Consider the following 20961-nt stretch of genomic DNA (forward strand, 5'->3'; position numbering starts at 1 on the left):
GGGGGCGACGGTTTGCTTTGGTACCTGCTACGAAGTTAAAAAGGATGACCGGCTTGTTTGACGATGGCAAATAAACGCTGCCGTCAAGTTCGCCGTTCCTCACGTCAGACCATTTCCGATTGTTGGTCCCAATACGCCTCTGCCTCTTCCCAATGGCCAACGTCGTCTAGGATCTCCAAGGCAGCCTTCTCTATGTTCTTACATGATGTTCGTCGCGATTTTGGCCAATGAGCGACAGTGCGCGGAACCAATGAAAGCACCTTGCCAATATCTATATTTGGACACTCGTCGCGACACGCTGCGATCAGTTTGGCCGTCAGCTCTGCAATTTCTAGGCGGGTACTTATCGGGACCGGATCAGGGTTCAAATTGAATATGTCGTGCATTTCAATTTCCCCGTCGGCCAGTATCTTCTCCAATACATCGCCACCAACCGCTCTCCGACCGTTTTCGTAGTTCACCAAAGCACGTCTTGAGATTCCGAGAAAATTTGCAAAATCGGTCTGGTTCAGCTTCCGCTGCTTCCGGCACCTGATGAGACCTTCCGAAACGCAAATATGTTTACGGTTTGCCCGACGCTGTTTTGCGTCCTTTCTTCGAAGATACTCCGCATACTCCGCAGCCTCTCTTCTTCGTTGCTCATTCCGCTTTCGAGTTTGCCTTTTCCTCTCAGCTATACCTTGTGCCCTGAACTGGGCTTTGAAGTCGCGATCCATTGAAAAAGTCTCACCTGTAATTGCGCACGTTTGTGCTCAAATAGAGCTTAACTTCAACAGCGGGTATTTTACCACTGGAACCGCACAAAAACTTGTAGAAACTTGCGGTTAGGCGCAGTTTGGAGGATGCAACTTTGATTGCAATCGATGATATGGCAACACCTGAAGAGTGGTGTAAAAGACTGCAGAAATCCGGTGCTTCTGTTTCTGCACGAGCTCTTCGAAGTCTAGCTCGTGAGCATGGGCAGTTTTACTCACTTGGCCGAGCTATGATGCTCACCTCCAGTCACATCGAGGCGCTCATGTGCATTGAAGCCTCATCCTCTGCAAGTCAGCCAAGAGGCTAGTTTTTCCGTGTCGAGCAGCTCTCAAGATATAAGGCTAGTATCATCTGACGATCTTGCAGCCGCGCTTGGATTTGCTTCTCCGAACGATGCATTCCGCAACTTTTGCCGGTCTCTGGACATCATCCCGTTGAGGCGGAACCCTAATTTTTTTGATCCCAAACTCGTCCGTCTAAGATTGGATCAAGCACAGGGACTGCAAAGCGTAGATGAGATGCAAAGTGATAAAGTTGATCTTGTTGCGCAACGGAGGGCAAGACGTGCCGCGCAGTAGCTTGCCAAAGGGTGTGCATCGTGTTCGTCGCGATACCGTGGAAGGCGTGAAATTTCATTTTTATGCATGGCGTGGCGGAGGCCCGAAATTCTGGGAGTCATCCGTTAAGGAACCTCGCGAACCTGAGTTCCTTATAGCTTTTGCCGAAAAGGCTAAGTCCAGGTTTGCCGACGAATACATGACGCCCGAGATGGTGGACGGTTTTCTCGATAGCACTGCAATGCCGAAGGGCGAACGCACACAAGCGGATTATCGAAAATGGGCTCTGCGCTTTGCAGAGGAGTTCGCTGATGATCCCGCGAAACTTTGGGAAAACCCAAAGTCTAGGGGTGAGCTCAACGAGTGGAGGGCGAAGTGGAAAGACTCGCCAAAGCAGCATGACTACGCCGGCACAGTCGCGGTGCGCATCCTCAATTGGGCGCGGGATGAAGGAAAGATTGCGGCGCACTTCTGCGACCGCCTCCACCGAATCTATACAGTAGACCGGGCAGAGATCGTTTGGACGGACGCCGACCAACGGTATTTCAAAGAAGTAGCACCGCCCTGGGTGCAGCGCGTGATGACGCTTGCATGCGAAACCGGGCTTAGGCCTGCAGATCTTGTGCGATTGACGCGAGGCAACCTTGAAAGCTTCGATGGAATCGATCGTTTTCGGGTTCGCACGCAAAAGAGGGGGCGTGTGGCACATATTCCTGTGACGCCTGAACTTCGGCAACTGATCGATGAAACACCGGCGGATCAGCTTGTTCTGCTGGTAAATGATCGGAACAAACCGCTCAAGTCCACGTCTGCAAGCCGAGCCATCGCACGCTACCGGGATCGCATTACCGACAAGCTGAGCGATCCGACGCTTAGGCTCCAGGATACTCGCGGAACGGCTGCAACGCGACTCTTGCGTGCAGGCCTGGGCCTTAACCAAATCGCCAATCACATGGGCTGGTCGCTTCGCTATGCAGCCGCTGTGATCGAGCATTACGCAGCCGTATCGCCTGCTGAGAGCGCGGAAGTCCTCGACTTACTGCAGCGCGAGAAGCGGCGCCGCGAGGGCAAAACTGTAAACGCTATTGTAAACGCCCCGGATGGGGCAAAGAGAGGAGAGAGCTAAGTGCTTGGAAATAAATGGAGGCGAGTACCGGAATCGAACCGGTGTACACGGATTTGCAATCCGCTGCGTCACCACTCCGCCAACTCGCCATCCGTGGTGTAGGGCGTGATTAATCACATGCCCGGCGCTGGTGCAAGAGGCCAATTGCGTCCGCCAGCGCCAAAAATGCATTTCTTTCCGGAAGGCCGGAAACTTATGCGGCGTTGTTACTGTTAGCTGCTGTGGAGAGGATGGCATTGGCGATAAGTGCCGGGATGCCGGGCAGGGCGCCGGTCACCGGCAATATGGTGCCGGCAAAGTCAGCGGCCTCCAGAGCTTCAGGCAGATCCTGTTTCACATGGTCGCCAGCCTGGGCAAAGAAAGGCAGGCAGAGGGACCGTGCGGGCAGGGCTGCGGCAGAAGCGGCTATCCTGGGCGCTTGTTCCACATAGCCCAGCGACACTCTGCAGCCCGGCAGGCGTTGGATGAGACTGGCAGCAAAGGCCTCGGTGGCTTCTGCAGCTCGGGGGCCGCGGGCAGAGCCATGGGCGGCTAGCAGAAGATGGGTTTCCTGCAGGGGCTGGCGGTTGGTTGCAGCTGCTTGGCGCACGGCCTCAGCGGCCAGATCTGGAAGGTGTTCGTCCAGACCGAATGGTTGAGCCAGGCGGTAGGAAAAGCCTTGCAGGCGGCCCGGCAGAACGTTGCTTGTGAAGTAGCCTTGCGACATGAAAAATGGGTAGACCACGGCACCGTCTTCCATCGTGGTCTCGAGCCGACCCGGTGCGGCGAGGGTTGCTGAGCGGACCTCCCAGCCGGGCAGATGCGCAGCAACTGCGGCGGCTGTAGACGCCAGGTCCGCCTCTGCCGGACCCGGGGCAGAAGGCTGTCCGTGAGAGATGATGACAGCGGCATTCGGTTTCTTCTGCAAGGGTGACTTCCGGGTGCTGAAGGGGCGGTTGAGGTTCGGGGTAGCGTCTGTATCTGGCGGGTTTATCGATGCCGGTGCAAGGGGAAAGGCGAATTTTTTACCGCCCCAAAGATAAACGAAAACAAGGTGGTTGACCTTGCCCGGCGCTTCACCTAAATCAGCGCTTGTCCTGAGCGGGTATGGTGAAATGGTATCATAAGAGCCTTCCAAGCTTAAGGTGCGGGTTCGATTCCCGCTACCCGCTCCAGACTTCTCCAACCTCCGTCAATATTCCCGCGCAAAGCAGCTGTTCGCTATTTTCAAAGGCCATTTGAAACTGCTGAACGCTTGACGCGCCGGTCCAGCGGGGCCATGAACCTTGGCGTACATGCGGGGTGTGCTCCGCCAGGCCAAAGTGCAGAAGGATCCGGAATGGCGCGGAATAATGCGGCTCCGAATGCGGAGCAGGAGCGGGAGAAATCCCGCAAAATTGGCGTGCTGTCGGCTTTGTGGCCCTTCATGCGTCCGTACCGCTTGCTGATGCTGGCTGCGACCTGCGCGTTGGTGCTGACTGCGGCGCTGTCACTGACCCTGCCTTTGGCAGTACGCAGAGTTGTGGACAACTTCCGGATTTCGGATTCCGAGCTGCTGAACCTCTATTTCAGTGCCGCGCTGGTTATTGCGGCGCTGCTGGCCGCTGGCACCGGGGTGCGGTATGCGCTGGTGACGCGGCTTGGCGAACGGGTGGTGGCAGATATCCGCAAGGCGGTGTTTGACCGGGTCATCGGCATGAGCCCGGAGTTCTATGAGCGTGTCATGACTGGCGAGGTTCTGAGCCGGATCACCACTGATACCACGCTGATCCAGTCGGTTCTGGGCTCGTCGGTGTCAATTGCGCTGCGCAACCTACTGATTTTCCTAGGCGGCATGGTTCTGATGCTACTGACTTCGGCAAAGCTGACAATGATGGTGCTGCTGATTGTGCCGGCAGTGATTGTACCGATTCTGGTGCTGGGCCGCCGCCTGCGCGCCATTAGCAAGGAGAACCAGGATTGGATCGCGGCATCCTCTGGAAATGCAGGCGAAGCACTGGGGGCCGTTCAGACAGTGCAGGCCTTTACCCATGAAAGCGTTAGCCGCCTGAAGTTTTCAGATCTGACCGAAACAGCCTATGAGGTCTCGCGTCGCCGTATTCAGACCCGCGCCTTTCTGACGGTTATCGTGATTTTCCTGGTATTCTCGGGGGTCGTTGGCGTTTTGTGGATGGGGGCCAACGACGTGCGCGCCGGAGTAATGTCGGAGGGCACGCTGATCCAGTTTGTGATCTATGCCGTCCTGGTGGCGGGATCGGTCGCGGCCCTGTCTGAGATCTGGAGCGAGTTGCAGCGGGCTGCTGGTGCTACTGAGCGGCTGGTTGAACTTCTGAATGCAGAGGATACGGTTCTGGACCCGGCTGCGGCGCAGGTGCTGGCCGCTCCGGTCAAAGGGGAGATTGCGTTTGAGAATGTGTCCTTCCGCTATCCGTCGCGGCCGGATGTCTCGGCGCTGGATGAGGTGTCACTGACGGTGAAACCGGGGGAGACGGTCGCCTTTGTCGGTCCTTCGGGCGCTGGCAAAACCACCATTATTCAGATGCTGCAACGGTTCTACGATCCCAATCAGGGCGCCGTGAAGCTGGACGGCGTGGCGCTGCCCCGGCTGCAGCGCGATGAGTTCCGGCGCCATATCGCGCTGGTGCCGCAGGACCCGGTAATCTTTGCGGCTTCGGCGCGGGAAAACATTCGCTTTGGTCGGCCGGAAGCCTCAGACGCTGAGGTTGTGGCCGCGGCTGAGGCCGCTGCCGCGCATGATTTCATTTCCAAACTGCCGGATGGTTATGACAGCTTTGTTGGAGAGCGAGGGGTGATGCTGTCGGGCGGGCAGAAGCAGCGGATTGCCATTGCCCGAGCAATCCTGCGCGATGCGCCTGTATTGCTGCTGGACGAGGCGACCTCCGCCCTGGATGCGGAAAGCGAACGGCTGGTGCAGGCCGCCGTGGATGAGCTGAGTCAGGGCCGGACCACTTTGATCGTGGCGCATCGTTTGGCGACGGTAAAGAAGGCTGACCGTATCGTGGTGATGGACCAGGGCCGGATCGTGGCCATGGGCACCCACGATGAGCTGGTGGCGCAGGGCGGGCTGTATGCGCGTCTGGCCAAACTGCAGTTCACCGAAGGTCTGGCGGCAGAGTAAGCAGAGGACATTGCGGCATGGTGGGCGCCCCGGATGCTTTCCGGGGCGTTTTTGTTGAAATCCGCCGTAGGCAGGGAATTGGCGCCACGTCACGTTCCTATCTGCCTTGGCGTGATCCTTTCAGGCGCTTGCGCAATCGCGCGTATGCAATAGTCTGACCGAAATCAGAACACACCCTGATATACCGGGGGAACGGGGAGGAAACTTATGGAGTATTCCGGAATCGCGGATAGAAACGCGCTTCACAATGAGATGCCTTGGGAAGACCGGGATCTTCCGGCCACGCTGTACGGGCTGCTGTCACGCACTGCCGACAAATACCCGCACAGCAAGGCGGTCAGTTATCAGATTTTCTCGGGCCCGACCGACAAGGCGGAAACCCTGACCTGGAGCACGCTGAAGGATCAGGTGAGCCAGGCTGCCAATATGTTCCGGTCTCTGGGCGTGGGCGAACAGGATGTGGTCGCCTATGTGCTGCCCAATTGCCATGAGACGCTGGTGACAATGCTGGGCGGTGCCGTTGCGGGGATTGTGAACCCCATCAACCCGCTGTTGGAGCCGGAACAGATCGCTTCGATCCTGCGCGAGACCAAAGCCAAGGTGGTGGTGACCCTGCGGCCTTTTCCAAAGACCGATGTGGCGCAGAAAGTGGCAGAGGCCGTGCGCCATGCGCCGGGGGTGAACACGGTGCTGGAAGTGGATCTGAACCGCTACCTGACACCGCCAAAGTCCTGGATCGTGCCGCTGATCCGGCCCAAGCTGGACAGCCGTCCAAATCACGCCGACTACCTAAGCTTTACCAAGGAACTTGCCAAACATCCCAAGACGCTGGCCTTTGCGGACAGCGACGACGACCGGGTGGCCTGCTATTTCCACACCGGCGGCACCACTGGCATGCCCAAGGTCGCCCAGCACAAATATTCCGGCCTGGTCTATAACGGCTGGATTGGCAGCACGCTGCTGTTCACCGAAGAAGATAACATCATGTGCCCGCTGCCGCTGTTCCATGTCTTTGCGGTGCACGTCATCATGATGGCGGCGATTGCATCCGGTGCACATGTAGTGTTTCCGACACCGCAGGGCTACCGGGGGGAAGGCGTCTTTGACAACTTCTGGAAGCTGGTGGAACGCTGGAAGATCACCTTTATCATCACCGTTCCCACTGCAGTTTCTGCATTGATGCAGCGCGAAGTGAACGCAGATATTTCCTCGGTCAAAACTGCATTTTCAGGGTCGGCGCCAATGCCGATGGAACTGTTCAAGCGGTTTGAAAACGCCTCTGGCGTGGCAATTGTTGAGGGATACGGTTTAACAGAGGCAACCTGTCTTGTGTCCTGCAATCCTCCGGGCGGCGAGAAGAAAGTCGGCTCGGTCGGTATTCCCTTTCCGTACACAGATGTGCGCATCGTTAAGCAGACCAACGATGGCGCGATAGAATGCGGTGTGGATGAAGTGGGGGAGATCTGCATTGCGAACCCTGGCGTGTATGCAGGCAATACCTATACCGAAGCCGACAAAAACGCGGACCTGTATTATCAGGACGCACATCTGCGCACGGGCGACCTGGGACGGATCGATGAGGATGGCTACCTTTGGATTACTGGCCGGGCCAAGGATCTGATTATCCGCGGTGGCCACAATATAGACCCGGCAGAGATCGAAGAGGCGCTGCTGGGCCATGAGGCGGTGGCTTTTGCCGGGGCAATCGGCCAGCCTGACGCCCATTCTGGTGAACTGCCCTGCGCCTTTGTCGAACTGGTTGCCGGGGTATCAGTCAGTGAAGATGAACTGCTGGAATACTGCAAGGTGCATGTACATGAACGGGCAGCGATCCCCAAACATATGACCATTCTGGATGAACTGCCGAAAACTGCGGTGGGCAAGGTCTTCAAACCGGATCTGCGCAAACACGCGATCGCCCGTGTCTACAATGGCGCGCTGGAACAGGCTGGGCTGGCTGCGCGTGTTGCCACTGTGATCGACGATAAAAAGCGCGGGCTTGTGGCGCAGGTTGCCGCTAACGGCAGCACAGACGCTGACATAAACGGGGTCTTGAACAGTTTCACCCGCCCGTGGGAACATGCCGCAGCCTCATAACCCGGCGGCACAGTGTGGAATAATGAACGCCTTTCGCCGCGCTGTTTCTTTCAGGCATTCCCTTTGCAGGAAACTCTGCCTAGGCTCACTTGAAAACCGGGCGCGCAGGGAGGCTCGCAGATGGACTATGAACGGCTGATCGACGAGGAAACCTGGGATTTCATCCAGAAGACCGGGGAGCTGTTTCCCGACGATGCCGTCGACATGAGCATTGAGGAGCAGCGCCGCATTTACGATGCAATGGCGCGCGAGTTCCGGGTGCCGCGGCCGGACGTGGTGTCGGTCGAAGAAGTGTCTGCAAACGGGGTGCCGGTGCGGGTTTATACAGCCGGCGATCCGACCCGGACGGTGCTGTTCTGCCACGGCGGCGGGTTTGTCGTCGGAGGGCTGGACAGCCACGACGATGTCTGTGCCGAAATCTGCGCCCAGACCGGTTACCGTGTGGTGGCAGTGGACTACAGGCTGGCGCCGGAGCACAGGCATCCGGCGGCTTTTGAGGACGCCTGGGTAGCGCTGGGCTGGGTTGAAGCCGGGTACGGCAAAGGCGTCGTTCTGATGGGCGACAGCGCCGGTGCCAACATTTGTGCTGCGGTGGCACATCATGCGCGCGGACGCTGCGAGACCATTCTGGGCCAAGTGCTGATTTATGGTGCGTTCGGCGGTGACGTGAACCAGGGCTCTTATCTGGAACACGCGCAGGCGCCGATGCTGACCCGCGAGGACGTGCTCTATTACATGGATATCCGCACCAGTGGGGAAGTGCCCAAGGATGATCCGCTGTTTGCGCCGCTGGCTGACAGCGATTTCTCCGGCTTGCCACCGACGCTGCTGGTGACGGCGGATTGCGACCCTGTGCGGGATGATTCACGCGATTACCGCGACCGCATTGTGGCAGCAGGCGGCAAGGCGCATTGGATCAATGAACCGGGGCTGATCCACGGCTATCTGCGCGCGCGCCACAGCGTGGGCCGGGCGCGTGACAGTTTCGAGCGGATATCGGTTGCAACCGAAGCGCTGGGGCAGGGGATCTGGCCCTACGATGAGTAGCATCGAGTAGCGCCGAGTAGCACTGTCTAGCCGGCAATATCCCGGCACTGCTCCTGAAACAGAGATGTGTCCAGCCAACCGCCGCTGGTGATCTGCCAGTCGGAGCCGGAGGTGGTGACATAGGTCCAGTTGCCCACTGGAATGTGGGCATATTTCACATAGTCGCCCGGATCTATCTGCCCAACCAGCGGCGCATCGGAGCTGTGGCCTGCCCGCAGCCCGATAACTGGCCCCAGCCAGCCCAGACAGGCGCTTTCGAACTCATCCCGGATGGGCAGGTTCCGCAGCTGATAGCGGAGAAACAGATCATCCAGATCCAGACGGGTTTGCTTGTTATTCACCCGGCAGCCAAAGCGGGCTTCCATCTGCTTCACTTTGGAAACCAGGCGCTGGTCCTGCGGTGGCAGGGCGACGGACTTGCCAGTGCAATCACCGTTGTCGAACACGGCCTGTCCCAGTGGTGAACCGAAGCAATATCCGGCCCGGTCAATCACTGCATTCCGGGTGAACCACAGATCGTGGCAGGCGTCGCCTGCCAGGGCCGGAGCGGCGAGCAGGGAAAACAGGGCAACAAGGGACTTCATGGCAATGTCCTGACATATGAAAGCGGCAGCTGCGAACCATCCTAGCACACAACTGCCGAATTCAGATCATTTCAGGAACGGTTCTGCCTTCATGGTCTCAGCAATCGGTGCGCCCAGCCGACTGAGGATGGTGGGCGCCAGCTGGCGCTGGTCGATCACCTCGCCATGGTCCGGTCCGACGGCCTCGCCAAAATAATAGAGCGCCGTTTCCTGCTGCAATGAGCCCCGGCCGCCGTGATGGCCGCGCTCGTCCTGGCCGTGGTCGGCAGTGACAATCACTTCATAGCCCAGATCACGCCAGCGGGTGATAAAGGGGGCCAGCATCTCATCCATGACGAAACAGGCGTGGTCCATTTCCTGGCAGTCGTGAAAGAACCGGTGGCCCATGCTGTCCAGGGTGCAGGCGTGCAGCATCCCATAGTCGAGCCCGAACCGCAGGCAGAGGTTGGTCAGGGTGGCAAAGAGATCGACATCCGATGGCGTCATCTGGTTGTCCTTGCCATAGCCCGTCATGGTGTGGAAACGGCCATGGTTGATGGTCTTGCTCTCGGGTTCGTCATATTCGATGTCGCGCACGTAGTCGAAGGGATGCCGGTTGAAGAAAGAAGACCAGTAGCTGTGCGCCACAGCACCGGTCACCCCGCCGGCTTCGCGGACCTGGCTGAACACATCTTTTTCCTTCAGGCGGAACACATTGGCGTTGCCGGTACAGCCGTGAATGGCTGGGGCCACGCCCGTGTGGATCGAGGCATAGCAGCTGGCCGAAATCGACGGCAGCACCGCGCGCAGTTTCCAAACGCGGGCATCTCCGCTGTCGACCCAGCCTTCAAGGTTGCCGAACAGGCGGCGGAAATTGCGCCAGGGCACGCCGTCCAGAATGATGAGCAGGAGTTTCTTGTCCATTCGCCGAATCCCTTTGCCTTGCGATGGCTTCGGTGGTTCATCTTCGGGTCCATTTCTTGAATTGCCATTCAAAAATCGACGGATGGGCCGGAAATTGACGTTTTCAGGCTAACGTTGCGGATTTGCGTGGGGCGGGCCGAACAGTGCGGGTCACAAGGCGGTCGCGAGCACGTAACAGCCCGCCGCAATCAGCAGGATCCCCGTAGCAGAGGTGTAGAACCTGGGAAAAGGAACGGTTTTCTCTGCCAGCACAAACAACGCCAGCCCGGCAATCCAGTACAGATTCATGATGCCGCCAGCAAACAGCAGCAGCATCAGGGCCCAGCAACAGCCCAGGCAATATGTGCCGTGGTGGGCGCCCATCAGTAAAGCACCAGCCAGTCCAGAGCGGTTATATGCCGTCAGAAATTGAACCGGCAAACGGCAGTTGGAGAGGCAAGCATGCTTGTAGGGGGTAAACTGATAGGCGCCCGCCGCCAGCAGCAATGCACCGCCAAGGGTGCGGCTGCTGAGCGACATCATGGGGCCGTTTGAAAGGCCCGTTGTTTCAAGCCACCACTGCAGAAAGGTGGTAAGCGCAGCGTAGGAAGCCCAGGCGATCAAGTAACCGCTCAGGAACAGCAGACTGAGCAGCGGGGCGCTGCTGGCATGGGAACCGGACTTCTTGATAGCCGTGAACAGCAGCAGCACAGGGGCCGCGCTGGGGGTCATCATGGCGATCATCATGACCCACCACATCAGAAAGATCAGCACGGCATAGCCAAGGGTCCAAACCGGAATTTCATCCATCACCATCGGTTCGCCAATCGGGCGGGCCATCCGGGTCATCTCAATCGCGGTCATATTCATTCCGGCGCCAAAGAGCGTGTAGAGCCCGCTGAGCAGCACGATCAAGGCCACAGCGACAAGCACCACCGCCTGATCATTGCGGGCCAGGCGCTCAGCTGATCCAGTTATGTGGCGCAGGGGAGGCACGGCGGATCAGGCCGCGCGCTCGACGCCTTGGCCCGTCAGGTGCAACGCGGCAACATGGGCGTGGGTGCCGCTGTTCTTTTCCAGGCTGATGGCTGCGTTGCGGGTCTGTGTCGAGCCGGCCGCCATGGCGGCTTCGGCAAATTCGAACCCTTTTGGCAGGGCAAGCGTGACAAAGTGCGGATCGCCCGAAACGATGTTGGGAATAGGATGTACTTTGGTTTCCGCAAATTCGCCGATCCGTGCCATTCCGGTTCCGGTTTCCGGATCGTACTCCAGAGATATGTCTGCGGTCAGTGTTTCATGCTTGGTCGGGCTCATCAGACTGAAGACATAGAACATGGTCGCAAATTCATCGGTGTCTTCACCGGTCATGATCGCCTCAAGGGCTGCCCGCTGTTCCGGCGTCGCATGTTGGTCGATGATCATCTGCATTTGGCCGTCACCCTCATGCACCGGGCCGGGCCACTTATAGAGCACCGCCGCGTAAAGCCCGTCTAGTTTGACGTTGCCGTAATGCCCCTTGTCGATGCGGTAGGTCAGGACAGCTTCGCAAGTGCCGTCCGTGGGTAATTGGGAAAATTGGCATGGGCATCCGGGATTGCAGTTGCAGTTCCCGATTTCCTGACCGTGAATTGCCCAGTCCTTCATGAGACGTCCTCCCCTTTTACAGCAGTCGCAAAAATACTGCCCGGTAATTCGGGTTGGCTTGCCTCACCTTAGCCACGCTCAGAGTTTTTATGTTATTTGCAGCACATCTCGCCGCAGTTCCCCGGCTCCGTTATCCTATCACAAAAACGTGATATTTAACAAAGAAAAAGCCTCCACTGAAAATCAGCAGAGGCTTTGCATCTTTGCGCAGATTTAGTTGCCGGCGCTTTCCATTTTACGGTGTGCGATCACCTCTTCCAGCCAGCCCAGTTTCATCTCCGGGACGGAGCTGAGCAGCAGATCGGTGTAATCGTCAAACGGCGGGTTTAGCACCTTGGACTTTCCGCCGTAGCGCTGCACCTTGCCCTGGTACATCACTGCGATGTTGTCCGAGATTGCGCGCACCGTTGCCAGATCGTGGGTGATGAACAGATAGGCCACATTCTCGATCTTTTGCAGATCCAGAAGCAGCTTCAGGATGCCGTCCGCCACCAGCGGATCGAGTGCCGAGGTGACCTCGTCGCAGATGATCATCTTTGGCTTGGCTGCCAACGAGCGGGCGATGCAAACACGTTGCTTCTGGCCGCCGGACAGCTCTGCCGGGTAGCGGTCCATGAACTTCTCGCCCAGCTCAATCTCATCCAAGAGTTCGACGATCCGCTTCTTCTTCTCGGCACCGCGCATGCCAAAGTAGAACTCCAGCGGGCGGCCGATGATGGTGCCGACGGTCTGGCGCGGGTTCATCGCCACGTCCGCCATCTGATAGATCATCTGCAGCTCGCGCAGGTCCTCGCGGGAGCGGCCATTGAGGTCCGATGACAGCTTGCGGCCGGCAAACTCAATCTCGCCCTCGCGCGGCGGCAGCAGGCCGGTGATCACGCGGGCGAGGGTGGATTTGCCCGAACCGGACTCACCCACCACTGCCAGGGTCTGGCCGGGGTAGAGATCCACGTTCACGTTGTGCAGCACGTCGAACTGGGTGCCCTTGTAGCGCGCGGTGATGTTGCGCACGCTCAGCACGGGCTCCTCGGTGGGTGCCTTTTCTTCGTGTTCGATGGAGCGAACCGAGACCAGCGCCTTGGTGTACTCCTCCTGCGGATCATTGATGATCTGGTCAACATTGCCGTATTCGACGGTGTTGCCCATCTTCAGCACCATGATGTCGTCGCTCACCTGTGCCACAACCGCCAGGTCGTGGGTGATGTAGAGCGCGGCCACGCCGGTGTCGCGGATTGCTTCCTTGATCGCCATCAGAACGTCGATCTGGGTGGTCACGTCGAGCGCGGTCGTCGGCTCGTCAAAGACCACCAGGTCAGGCTCCGGGCACAGCGCCAGTGCAGTCATGCAGCGCTGCAGCTGGCCACCCGACACCTGGTGCGGGTAGCGGTCGCCGATGTTGTCCGGATCCGGCAGGCCCAGCTTGGCAAACAACACCCGGGCACGAGCTTCGGCCTCCTTGCGGGAGAACTTCTGTTGCTCCACCGCGGCCTCGACCACCTGGTCCATGATCTTTTTGGCCGGGTTGAAGGAGGCAGCTGCCGATTGCGACACATAGGTCACCTCGGCGCCGCGCAGTTTGCGGATGTCCTTGTGGCTGCCCTTCAGGATATCACGGCCGTTGATCCAGACTTCGCCGCCAGTGATCTTCACGCCGCCGCGGCCATAGGCCATGGATGCCAGACCGATGGTGGATTTGCCGGCACCGGATTCACCGATCAGGCCCAAAACCTTGCCGGGCGCGAGGTCAAAGCTGACCCCGTGCACGATATCAATGTCGCGGGGACGTTCGCCCGGCGGATAGACGGTCGCGCCAATTTTCAGGTCGCGGACTTTCAACAGAGTATCGCTCATCCGCGGCCTCCTTTCAGCGATGTGGTCCGGTTCAGCACCCAGTCAGCCACCAGGTTAACCGAGATCGCCAGAGTGGCGATGGCAAAAGCGGGGATCAGGGCCGCAGGAATGCCGTAGACGATGCCTTCCTTGTTCTCCTTCACGATGCCGCCCCAGTCGGCTTCAGGCGGCTGTACGCCCAGGCCCAGGAAGGACAGAGTGGAGACAAACAGAACCGCAAAGATGAAGCGCAGGCCCATCTCCGCGATCAGCGGCGACAATGCGTTGGGCAGGATCTCGCGGAAGATGATCCAGGCCGTTTTCTCGCCGCGCAGACGGGCGGCCTCGACATAGTCCATGACCTCGATGTCGACTGCAACAGCACGGGCCAGACGGTAGACGCGGGTGGCGTCGAGCAGGCCCATCACCAGGATCAGCATCGGAATGGTAACCGGCGCAACCGACAGCACCACCAAGGCAAAGATCAGAGTCGGGATCGACATGACCAGGTCGACAAAGCGCGACAGCGCCTGATCGACCCAACCGCCTGTCACGGCTGCAAAGAACCCGAGGACGGAACCCAAAGTGAAGGACAGGACGGTCGCAGCTGTTGCGATGAAGATAGTGGTGCGCCCGCCATAGATCATCCGGCTGAGAAGATCGCGGCCGATGTTGTCGGTGCCCAGCAGATAGTCTGCACTGGAGGGCTCCCATACATCGCCGACAACTTCGCCGACGCCGTAGGGGGCCAATAGGGGCGCAAAGATTGCACCAAGGAAGTAGAGGGCGGTAAAGAACAGCCCGATGAGTGCGGAAATGGGGATATTCTTCATTTCGGATGCCTCAGGCGCGGGTTGCTCAGGATGGCGACGATATCGGCGAACATGTTGAGGGCGATATAGACGGCGGCAAAGATCAGGCCGCAGGCCTGCACAACAGGCACGTCACGCTTGGACACATGGTCGACCAGATACTGGCCCATGCCGGGATAGACAAACACCACTTCGATCACCACAACGCCGACCACCAGATAGGCCAGGTTGATCATCACGACGTTGACGATGGGGGCAATCGCGTTCGGGAAGGCGTGTCGGTAGATCACCTGAAAGGCATTCAGGCCTTTCAGTTCCGCGGTTTCGATATAGGCCGATTGCATCACGTTAAGGATGGCTGCGCGGGTCATGCGCATCATATGCGCCAGCACCACCAGCGTCAGCACCGCAACCGGCAGCGCGATGGAATGCAGCTTTTCTAACAGGCTCATACTGTCGTTGATCATGGCAACCGACGGCGCCCAGCGCATTTTCACGGCGATGAAGTACATCAGCACATAACCGATGAGGAATTCTGGGATTGAGATCGAGGCCAGTGTGACGGCCGAGATCAGCTTGTCCGGCCAGCGGTCCTTGAAACGGACGGCAAGCAGGCCCAGGAAAATCGCCAGCGGAACCGCAACCACGGCAGCCCAGAAGGCGAGGAACAAGGTATTCCCGATACGGCTACTGAGAGCCTGGGCAATGTCCTGGCCGCTGGTCAGCGCGGTGCCAAGATCGCCCTGCATGGCGCCGAAGAGCCATGCAAAATAGCGTTGTACAGGAGGATCGTTCACACCTAGCTCAGCGCGCAGGTTGGCCAGTGCCTCCGGTGTTGCCGACTGACCCAGGATCGACTGTGCGACGTCGCCGGGCAGAACGATGGTGCCCGCGAAGATCACCACTGAGATCAGTAGCAAAAGAAGGAGGCTCAGCGAAATGCGCTGAGCCAGGAGTTTTACGATCGGTGACATATTAGGCTTTGACCCACATCTTGCTGGCGGCATAGCCATTCATCAGAACCTGGCCCGGGATGCCCTCGACAAAGCCCTCGACGTTGTCGGTGGTTGCCTCAACAAAGTCGTTGAACATCGGGCAGATCAGGCCGCCTTCGTCCCGCAGGATGGTCGACATGTCGGCATACATCTGTGTCCGCTTGGCAACGTCCAACTCGCCGCGCGCCGCCACCAGCATCTGGTCGAACTGCTCATTGTTGAAACGGGTGTCGTTCCAGTCGGCGGTCGACAGGTATGCAGTGGTGAACATCTGGTCCTGGGTCGGACGGCCGCCCCAGTAGCTGGTGCAGAACGGCTTGGCGTTCCAGACTTCCGACCAGTAGCCATCGTTCGGCTCACGCTTGACATCCAGCTGGATGCCGGCGCTGGACAGCGACTGCTGGAACAGGGCAGAGGCATCCGGTGCGCCTGGGAAGGAGTTGTCCGAAGTGCGCAGCAGGATGGAGCCGTCGTGGCCGGCCTTCTTCAGGTGGTGCATCGCCTTGTCCGGGTCGAACTGGCGCTGTTCCAGTTCTGTGTACATCGGATAAGAGGCGTTGATCGGAGTGTCGTTACCAACGGTGCCATAGCCGTTCAGGATCTTGTCGACCATCTCCTGGCGGTTGATGCCGTACTTCAGCGCCATGCGCACATCGTTGTTGTCGAAGGGCGCGGTGTTGCAATGCATGATGAACACGTAATGGCCGGCCGCGGAGGTTGAATGCACGGTAATGTTCGGCGCACGTTCGACCAGCTTTGCGGTACGCGGGGGCACCCGGTCGATCACGTCCACCTGACCGGACTGCAATGCCGCGACGCGGGCAGTGTCGTCGTTGATGACGATGATTTCCACCGTGTCCGCGTTGCCCAGATCGCCCCAGTAATTCGGGTTCTTCTCGGCCACAAAGCGCACGCCCATGTCAGCGGATTTCATGATGTAGGGGCCGGTGCCGATTGCGGCTGCCGGATCGTCGTTGCCGCCGTTCGGCTGGATGATCAGGTGGTAGTCCGCCAGCAGGTAGGGAAGGTCGGCGTTCGGGCTGTCCAGTTCGAAGACAACGCTGTCACCGTCGGCGCGCACGTCCTTGATGCCGCGCATAATGCCCAGAGCGCCGGACTTGGTGTCTTCGCCGCTGTGGCGTTCCATGGTCTTGACCACGTCCTCGGACGTGACGTTCTGGCCGTTCGAGTAAGTCACACCGGAACGCAGCTTGAAGGTCCAGGTCTTGGCGTCGGCAGAGGCTTCATAGCTTTCGGCCAGCTTGCCCTCGATGCCGCCGTCGTCGGACAGCTCAACCAGGGGTTCACCCCACAGGCGGGTGACCATCAAGCCGACGGTGTTGGTGACCAGTGCCGGGTCCAGGCTGTCGGTGGTCGAGCCGCCCTGCAGGCCGAGACGGATGGTGCCGCCTTTCTGCGGGCCTGCCGCCTTGGCGGCGGTGGACAGCAGCAGGTTTGCGGATACAGCGGTAAAGCCCAATGCGGCGGCCTTGCCCAGGAAGTCACGGCGCGACAGTTTGCCTGCCGCGGCTTGGCTGGCCAGATACTGCATATGACGGTTCATGGAGTTCTCCCGAAAGTTTGCGGTGCTCAGGCACCTGTTTTTTTGATTGGCGATTTCAGATTTGCGTATTTGCCTGTCACTCGCAAGCGTTATTAGCTCAACACCAGGGAAGCCGCCGGTACAGGTAAAACAGCAAGTGTCGCCTTTTTGGGCAAAGGTGCCGTTTTTGAGATTTAGATGCCTTGCAAAACAGAAAATCTGTTGGAAAGCGACAAGAAATTTCCCTGCGGTGGTTTTGTGATTTTTTTGTGAATCTGACCAGCTGGTCCGGCTGGAGGGGGCGGGAAGGGACAGAATCGATGCTTTCCGGTCAAAAAACGTCGCTTTCACGGCCTCGCAGGCCTTCGTATTGTTCCCGACGCGCGGAAGGTGTTAGGCCCACCTGCGCGCCAGGCGGATGACCCGTTTCAGGCCTGTTCTGTGTCCACCCAGACGGTCACCGGGCCGTCATTCAGCAGCCGGACTTTCATGTCTGCGCCGAACTGTCCTTTTGCAGTTTTCAAACCAATTTCCGTCAGGCGGGCCGCAAAATATTCATACAGCCGCTCACCTTCAGCCGGTGCTGCAGCGGTGGAGAACCCGGGGCGGTTGCCGCTGCGGGTGTCGGCCGCCAGGGTGAATTGGCTGACCACCAGCACGCTGCCGCCGGTATCCAGCACAGAGCGGTTCATCTTTCCCGCCTCGTCCTTGAAGATCCGCAACTTGGAGATCTTGGCAGCCAGCTGCTGGGCCTGGGCTTCGCCATCGCCGGCCATGGCGCAGATCAGCACCAGCAGCCCGTGCCCGATTTCACCGATGACCTTGTCGTCAACTGTGACCGACGCCTCACTGACCCGTTGTATGAGTGCCCGCATGTCTGCTTTCCTTGTCAGAATTGATCTGCCTGCCCCTGCAGCGGGCAGTCCTGGAGCAGGTCTATCTCTTTTGCTGCGCACAGGCGAGATCGCCGCCCGAAATCATCCTGCGCAAGCCCGAAAGTTGCGCGGGATCAAGGCGGGGCTGCCCGGCCAGAGGTACAATCAAGGGGCAACAAGAAAGGAGGCTGAAAATGGTGGAAAAGACCGAACATGGCGGCTTCTGGCCGTCGCTGTATGACCCGTTCCGCAGCTTCGGTGCGCGGCTTGCCGACTGGCTTACGCCAGCAACTGAGGCGTCTTCGGGCGAGGCGGCGTATGACGTCGCAATGGAGCTTCCGGGGGTGACTCTGGAGGATGTGGAGCTGACTGTGGACAACGGCGTGCTGACAATCCGAGGCGAGAAGAAGACGCAGTCCGAAAAGACAGGCGACACCTGGTACTTTAGCGAGCGCCAATATGGCGCGTTTCGCCGGTCCTTCAGGCTGCCGGAGGACGCTGACGGACAGGCGGCTTCTGCGCGGATGGCGGACGGGGTGCTCCACATCGCGGTGCCGAAAAAGGCGCTGGAGCAGCCAAAAACTGCGCGCAGGATTGTAATCAGCAAGAACTGAAGGAGAGACCAGCCAAGGGTTTCGGTTCAGAAAACCGGGCAAAGGAACCGGCTGGTTCAGGACGGGGGCAGGTGTGCGCCCGTCCGCTTTGCAAGATGTCACTTCTGGCTGGCGAGCAGGGCGATCCCGGCGCCGACCAGAAGGGCCAGCAGCACCGCAAAAGCAATCTTCCAGGCGGAGTAGGGCCGCTCGCCCTGCACTCTGCCGGATTGGCCGTTGACCACAAAACGGTAGGTCTGGCCGCGGTATTTGTAAGCGGCGAGCCACACCGGCAACAGGATATGTTTGAAGGTCACATCGGACACCTGGGTATTGATGTCTGCAATCCGCTGCCGATCGCCGCCAATGTCAAATCGGACATCGCGCTCAATCGCCCGGTCCATTTTCTGTCCTGCCTCGGCAAAGCCAGCCTCAATATCCACGGTATAGGCTTCTGCCCGGAAACCGGCCAGATATTGCGGCTGATAGGGTTCCAGCTGGGCAAGGTCCCAGGGTTCGAGCGCCTCCGTATAGCTCTTGGGCAAGCTTTTTGAGGCCAGAACCAGCACATCATCAAAGAACCGCTGCACCCGGCCTGAAACGGGTGTCCAACGCACCTTTGCGACCTGCCGGGTCTTGGTTTTGCCGTCCTGCTGGAAGGTCTCGGTCACATAATAGATGGTGCCGCGCTGGCCGGTATATGCGCTGCGTGTTTGGGCGTCATAGGTCCAGTAAGGCACATAGATGCCTTGCATCCGACGCCCCTTGCGGGCGTATTCCTTCAGGCCATTCGGGGCAAACCACAGGCTGCCCAGCCAATCTGTCATTGCCTTGTGGGCCGCACGCTCCTCTACCGCAAAGGGCAGCACGCCTTTGGGCTTGATGTGACGGTTCGCGCCGGTGCCGGTGACCACCGGTGTGGCGCAGAACGGGCATTCCCTGGCGTGTGTGTCAGGGTCGAATGCCACCTGAGCGGCACAATTGGGGCAGCTGGAGACACGGGTGATCTCGATCTCTGCTTCCGGAAGCTGTTCTGCCGCCGCGGTGCGGAAATCCAGTTCTTGCAGCGCAGCGCCCTTCCATGGGCCGCTGCGGATGCTGTCTGTATGGCCACAATGTCCGCAGGTCAGCGTACTGTTTGCCGGGTCATAGGTGTAATCGGCGCCGCATTGCTCGCAGGGGAAACGGTGTGTTTCTTCAGCGGGGGCGGGCACTGTTTCAGCGGGCGGCGGCGGGGGCATCGTCACGGGAAAGCTACCTGTTGGGCAGTGTCAGTCTTGGCGGGGCGGGGCAGCAGCTGGCTGTCTGCAAGCGGAGCTATCCGGCTGGCGATGGCGGCGGCGGGGGAGGCGGCGGCAGGATGGTAAACAGCTGTGCCAGCTCCATCACCTCGCCTGCGCGCTTCCAGCCGTCCTGGCCTGGTGTCCAGACATGGGTTTCGCGGGTCAGCGCGCCTTCTTGCGCCATACGGCCCATCCGCGCCTTGGAAAACGGGCCGGAGGTTTGTCCATCCTCCGCGATATGCCAGACATGCTCCACCGGCGGTGGCGGCGGTGCCGCGGGCGCTGCCCGTTGCGGCGCAGCGGGTTCGGGCCGTGCGCCCCATGGCCCGGCCGGCTGACCCGCTGCCTGAGAGGGCGCGCCACCCTGCAGCGTTTGGCCCATCTGCTGGGCCATTGCCAGGCCCATCCCCATCCCCATTCCGGCCCCCATGCCGCTGTTCGGGGTTTGTGCTGCGGCGGTCATCGCTTCGGCGGCGGAAAACTGGGTGTAGCGGCCAAGGTCGCCCAGCACGCCCATCTGGGTGCGCTTGTCCATGGCCTCCTCCACCGCGGGGGGCAGCGAAATATTCTCGATGTACAGCTCCGGCATGGACAGCCCGTATTCCGCCAGGGTGCCGGAAATCTCGGCCGCCACCAGCTTGCCCAGGTCGGCGGTATTGGCGGCCATGTCGAGCACAGGGATACCGGATCCAGCAAGGACGCGAGAGAATTCCTGCACAATGATGTTGCGGATCTGATAAGAGATCTCGTCCATGGTGAATTCACCATCGGTGCCGACGATCTCGGTCAGGAAGCGGGCCGGGTCGGCCACTTTGATGGTGTATGTCCCATAGGCACGCAGCCGCACCGGGCCGAATTCGGGGTCACGGCAGATGATCGGGTTCTTGGTGCCCCATTTCAGATCGCTGAAACGGGTGGTGTCGACAAAATACACCTCCGATTTGAACGGTGACTGAAAGGCGTGGTCCCAATGCTGCAGCGTGGTCATCACCGGCATATTGTTGGTTTCAAGCATGTAGAGACCCGGCGTAAACACATCCGCCAGCTGGCCCTCATGCACAAACACTGCTGCCTGGCCTTCGCGCACTGTCAGCTTGGCGCCGTATTTGATTTCATGGCCCTCGCGTTCAAACCGCCAGACCATAGTGTCATGGGTGTCATCCACCCAGTGGATCACATCAATGAATTCGCCCTTGAGAAAATCAAAAATTCCCATGTC

At 59.2% G+C, this 20961-nt stretch carries 18 protein-coding genes and 2 tRNA genes; 6 read left to right on the forward strand and 14 right to left on the reverse strand.

Annotation, left to right across the window (positions count from 1 at the left end; genetic code table 11):
• Positions 1-104: 104 nt before the first annotated feature.
• Positions 105-716, reverse strand: coding sequence for a helix-turn-helix domain-containing protein (locus ACP151_RS08255; RefSeq protein ID WP_424978414.1), 612 nt, complete (start codon positions 714-716; stop codon positions 105-107).
• Between the two features lie 565 nt (positions 717-1281).
• Here ACP151_RS08255 and ACP151_RS08260 point away from each other — a divergent pair.
• Positions 1282-2439, forward strand: a complete 1158-nt coding sequence (locus tag ACP151_RS08260) for a tyrosine-type recombinase/integrase (RefSeq protein ID WP_424978415.1) — start codon at positions 1282-1284, stop codon at positions 2437-2439.
• A 15-nt stretch (positions 2440-2454) separates the two neighbouring features.
• On the opposite strand, the gene ACP151_RS08265 is transcribed toward ACP151_RS08260, so the two are convergent.
• Positions 2455-2528, reverse strand: a tRNA-Cys gene (locus tag ACP151_RS08265).
• Positions 2529-2632: 104 nt separating this feature from the next.
• Entirely contained in the window at positions 2633-3346 is a 714-nt protein-coding gene (locus ACP151_RS08270) for a CbiX/SirB N-terminal domain-containing protein (protein ID WP_424978416.1), read from the reverse strand.
• A 173-nt stretch (positions 3347-3519) separates the two neighbouring features.
• Between ACP151_RS08270 and ACP151_RS08275 the strand changes: the two genes are divergently transcribed.
• The 4 genes from ACP151_RS08275 (at position 3520) to ACP151_RS08290 (ending at position 8701) form a co-directional block, all read left to right on the forward strand.
• Positions 3520-3593: transfer RNA gene (locus ACP151_RS08275), tRNA-Gly, on the forward strand.
• Between the two features lie 164 nt (positions 3594-3757).
• Positions 3758-5557 (forward strand): ABC transporter transmembrane domain-containing protein, encoded by a 1800-nt coding sequence (locus tag ACP151_RS08280; protein ID WP_424978417.1) that lies wholly within the window; start codon positions 3758-3760, stop codon positions 5555-5557.
• A 207-nt stretch (positions 5558-5764) separates the two neighbouring features.
• Positions 5765-7654 carry an acyl-CoA synthetase gene (locus tag ACP151_RS08285; protein ID WP_424978419.1) on the forward strand — a complete coding sequence of 630 codons (1890 nt, stop codon included), beginning with the start codon at positions 5765-5767 and terminating at the stop codon, positions 7652-7654.
• Between the two features lie 120 nt (positions 7655-7774).
• Complete coding sequence (locus ACP151_RS08290; RefSeq protein WP_424978420.1) at positions 7775-8701, forward strand: alpha/beta hydrolase; 927 nt, start codon at positions 7775-7777, stop codon at positions 8699-8701.
• 26 nt (positions 8702-8727) lie between these two features.
• Here the strand turns inward: ACP151_RS08290 and ACP151_RS08295 are convergent, their stop codons facing one another.
• From ACP151_RS08295 to dtd, 9 genes are all read right to left on the reverse strand, one after another.
• Positions 8728-9285 carry a DUF4453 domain-containing protein gene (locus ACP151_RS08295; protein ID WP_424978421.1) on the reverse strand — a complete coding sequence of 186 codons (558 nt, stop codon included), beginning with the start codon at positions 9283-9285 and terminating at the stop codon, positions 8728-8730.
• 66 nt (positions 9286-9351) lie between these two features.
• A complete protein-coding gene (locus tag ACP151_RS08300) occupies positions 9352-10188 on the reverse strand; it encodes an alkaline phosphatase family protein (RefSeq protein ID WP_424978422.1) in 837 nt (278 codons plus the stop codon).
• Between the two features lie 150 nt (positions 10189-10338).
• Positions 10339-11088, reverse strand: coding sequence for a DUF2182 domain-containing protein (locus ACP151_RS08305; protein ID WP_424978423.1), 750 nt, complete (start codon positions 11086-11088; stop codon positions 10339-10341).
• Between the two features lie 81 nt (positions 11089-11169).
• On the reverse strand, positions 11170-11811 hold the full coding sequence (locus tag ACP151_RS08310; RefSeq protein ID WP_424978424.1) for a DUF1326 domain-containing protein: 642 nt from the start codon (positions 11809-11811) through the stop codon (positions 11170-11172).
• Between the two features lie 213 nt (positions 11812-12024).
• Positions 12025-13662 (reverse strand): ABC transporter ATP-binding protein, encoded by a 1638-nt coding sequence (locus ACP151_RS08315; RefSeq protein ID WP_424978425.1) that lies wholly within the window; start codon positions 13660-13662, stop codon positions 12025-12027.
• The gene (locus ACP151_RS08320; RefSeq protein ID WP_424978426.1) at positions 13659-14474 is read right to left on the reverse strand and encodes an ABC transporter permease; all 816 of its coding nucleotides are present in this window, start codon (positions 14472-14474) and stop codon (positions 13659-13661) included. Before ACP151_RS08320 ends, ACP151_RS08315 begins: the two co-directional genes overlap by 4 nt.
• Positions 14471-15427, reverse strand: coding sequence for an ABC transporter permease (locus tag ACP151_RS08325; protein ID WP_424978427.1), 957 nt, complete (start codon positions 15425-15427; stop codon positions 14471-14473). Before ACP151_RS08325 ends, ACP151_RS08320 begins: the two co-directional genes overlap by 4 nt.
• A 1-nt stretch (position 15428) precedes the next feature.
• Complete coding sequence (locus tag ACP151_RS08330; RefSeq protein ID WP_424978428.1) at positions 15429-17012, reverse strand: ABC transporter substrate-binding protein; 1584 nt, start codon at positions 17010-17012, stop codon at positions 15429-15431.
• A gap of 407 nt (positions 17013-17419) precedes the next feature.
• On the reverse strand, positions 17420-17866 hold the full coding sequence (dtd, locus tag ACP151_RS08335) for a D-aminoacyl-tRNA deacylase (protein ID WP_424978429.1): 447 nt from the start codon (positions 17864-17866) through the stop codon (positions 17420-17422).
• A gap of 194 nt (positions 17867-18060) precedes the next feature.
• Here dtd and ACP151_RS08340 point away from each other — a divergent pair, with 194 nt between their 5' ends.
• Positions 18061-18480: an Hsp20/alpha crystallin family protein gene (locus ACP151_RS08340; protein ID WP_424978430.1), complete on the forward strand. Its 420-nt coding sequence runs from the start codon at positions 18061-18063 to the stop codon at positions 18478-18480.
• A 98-nt stretch (positions 18481-18578) separates the two neighbouring features.
• Here the strand turns inward: ACP151_RS08340 and ACP151_RS08345 are convergent, their stop codons facing one another.
• Together ACP151_RS08345 and ACP151_RS08350 are read right to left on the reverse strand one after the other, a co-directional pair.
• Positions 18579-19700 carry a primosomal protein N' (replication factor Y) - superfamily II helicase gene (locus ACP151_RS08345; protein ID WP_424978492.1) on the reverse strand — a complete coding sequence of 374 codons (1122 nt, stop codon included), beginning with the start codon at positions 19698-19700 and terminating at the stop codon, positions 18579-18581.
• A gap of 76 nt (positions 19701-19776) precedes the next feature.
• On the reverse strand, positions 19777-20958 hold the full coding sequence (locus ACP151_RS08350; protein ID WP_424978431.1) for an SPFH domain-containing protein: 1182 nt from the start codon (positions 20956-20958) through the stop codon (positions 19777-19779).
• Positions 20959-20961: the final 3 nt, after the last annotated feature.

It is taken from the genome of Leisingera sp. S232, from assembly GCF_049800895.1.
Lineage (GTDB): Bacteria > Pseudomonadota > Alphaproteobacteria > Rhodobacterales > Rhodobacteraceae > Leisingera.

What these genes read in the sequence shown, in the direction of transcription:
- ACP151_RS08340 (WP_424978430.1), top strand. Translation starts at nt 18,061, where the DNA reads ATGGTGGAAAAGACCGAACATGGCGGCTTCTGGCCGTCGCTGTATGAC.
- ACP151_RS08350 (WP_424978431.1), bottom strand. Translation starts at nt 20,958, where the DNA reads ATGGGAATTTTTGATTTTCTCAAGGGCGAATTCATTGATGTGATCCAC.
- ACP151_RS08280 (WP_424978417.1), top strand. Translation starts at nt 3,758, where the DNA reads ATGGCGCGGAATAATGCGGCTCCGAATGCGGAGCAGGAGCGGGAGAAA.
- ACP151_RS08295 (WP_424978421.1), bottom strand. Translation starts at nt 9,285, where the DNA reads ATGAAGTCCCTTGTTGCCCTGTTTTCCCTGCTCGCCGCTCCGGCCCTG.
- ACP151_RS08285 (WP_424978419.1), top strand. Translation starts at nt 5,765, where the DNA reads ATGGAGTATTCCGGAATCGCGGATAGAAACGCGCTTCACAATGAGATG.
- ACP151_RS08325 (WP_424978427.1), bottom strand. Translation starts at nt 15,427, where the DNA reads ATGTCACCGATCGTAAAACTCCTGGCTCAGCGCATTTCGCTGAGCCTC.
- ACP151_RS08290 (WP_424978420.1), top strand. Translation starts at nt 7,775, where the DNA reads ATGGACTATGAACGGCTGATCGACGAGGAAACCTGGGATTTCATCCAG.
- ACP151_RS08345 (WP_424978492.1), bottom strand. Translation starts at nt 19,700, where the DNA reads ATGCCCCCGCCGCCGCCCGCTGAAACAGTGCCCGCCCCCGCTGAAGAA.
- ACP151_RS08300 (WP_424978422.1), bottom strand. Translation starts at nt 10,188, where the DNA reads ATGGACAAGAAACTCCTGCTCATCATTCTGGACGGCGTGCCCTGGCGC.
- ACP151_RS08310 (WP_424978424.1), bottom strand. Translation starts at nt 11,811, where the DNA reads ATGAAGGACTGGGCAATTCACGGTCAGGAAATCGGGAACTGCAACTGC.
- ACP151_RS08330 (WP_424978428.1), bottom strand. Translation starts at nt 17,012, where the DNA reads ATGAACCGTCATATGCAGTATCTGGCCAGCCAAGCCGCGGCAGGCAAA.
- ACP151_RS08320 (WP_424978426.1), bottom strand. Translation starts at nt 14,474, where the DNA reads ATGAAGAATATCCCCATTTCCGCACTCATCGGGCTGTTCTTTACCGCC.
- ACP151_RS08315 (WP_424978425.1), bottom strand. Translation starts at nt 13,662, where the DNA reads ATGAGCGATACTCTGTTGAAAGTCCGCGACCTGAAAATTGGCGCGACC.
- dtd (WP_424978429.1), bottom strand. Translation starts at nt 17,866, where the DNA reads ATGCGGGCACTCATACAACGGGTCAGTGAGGCGTCGGTCACAGTTGAC.
- ACP151_RS08255 (WP_424978414.1), bottom strand. Translation starts at nt 716, where the DNA reads ATGGATCGCGACTTCAAAGCCCAGTTCAGGGCACAAGGTATAGCTGAG.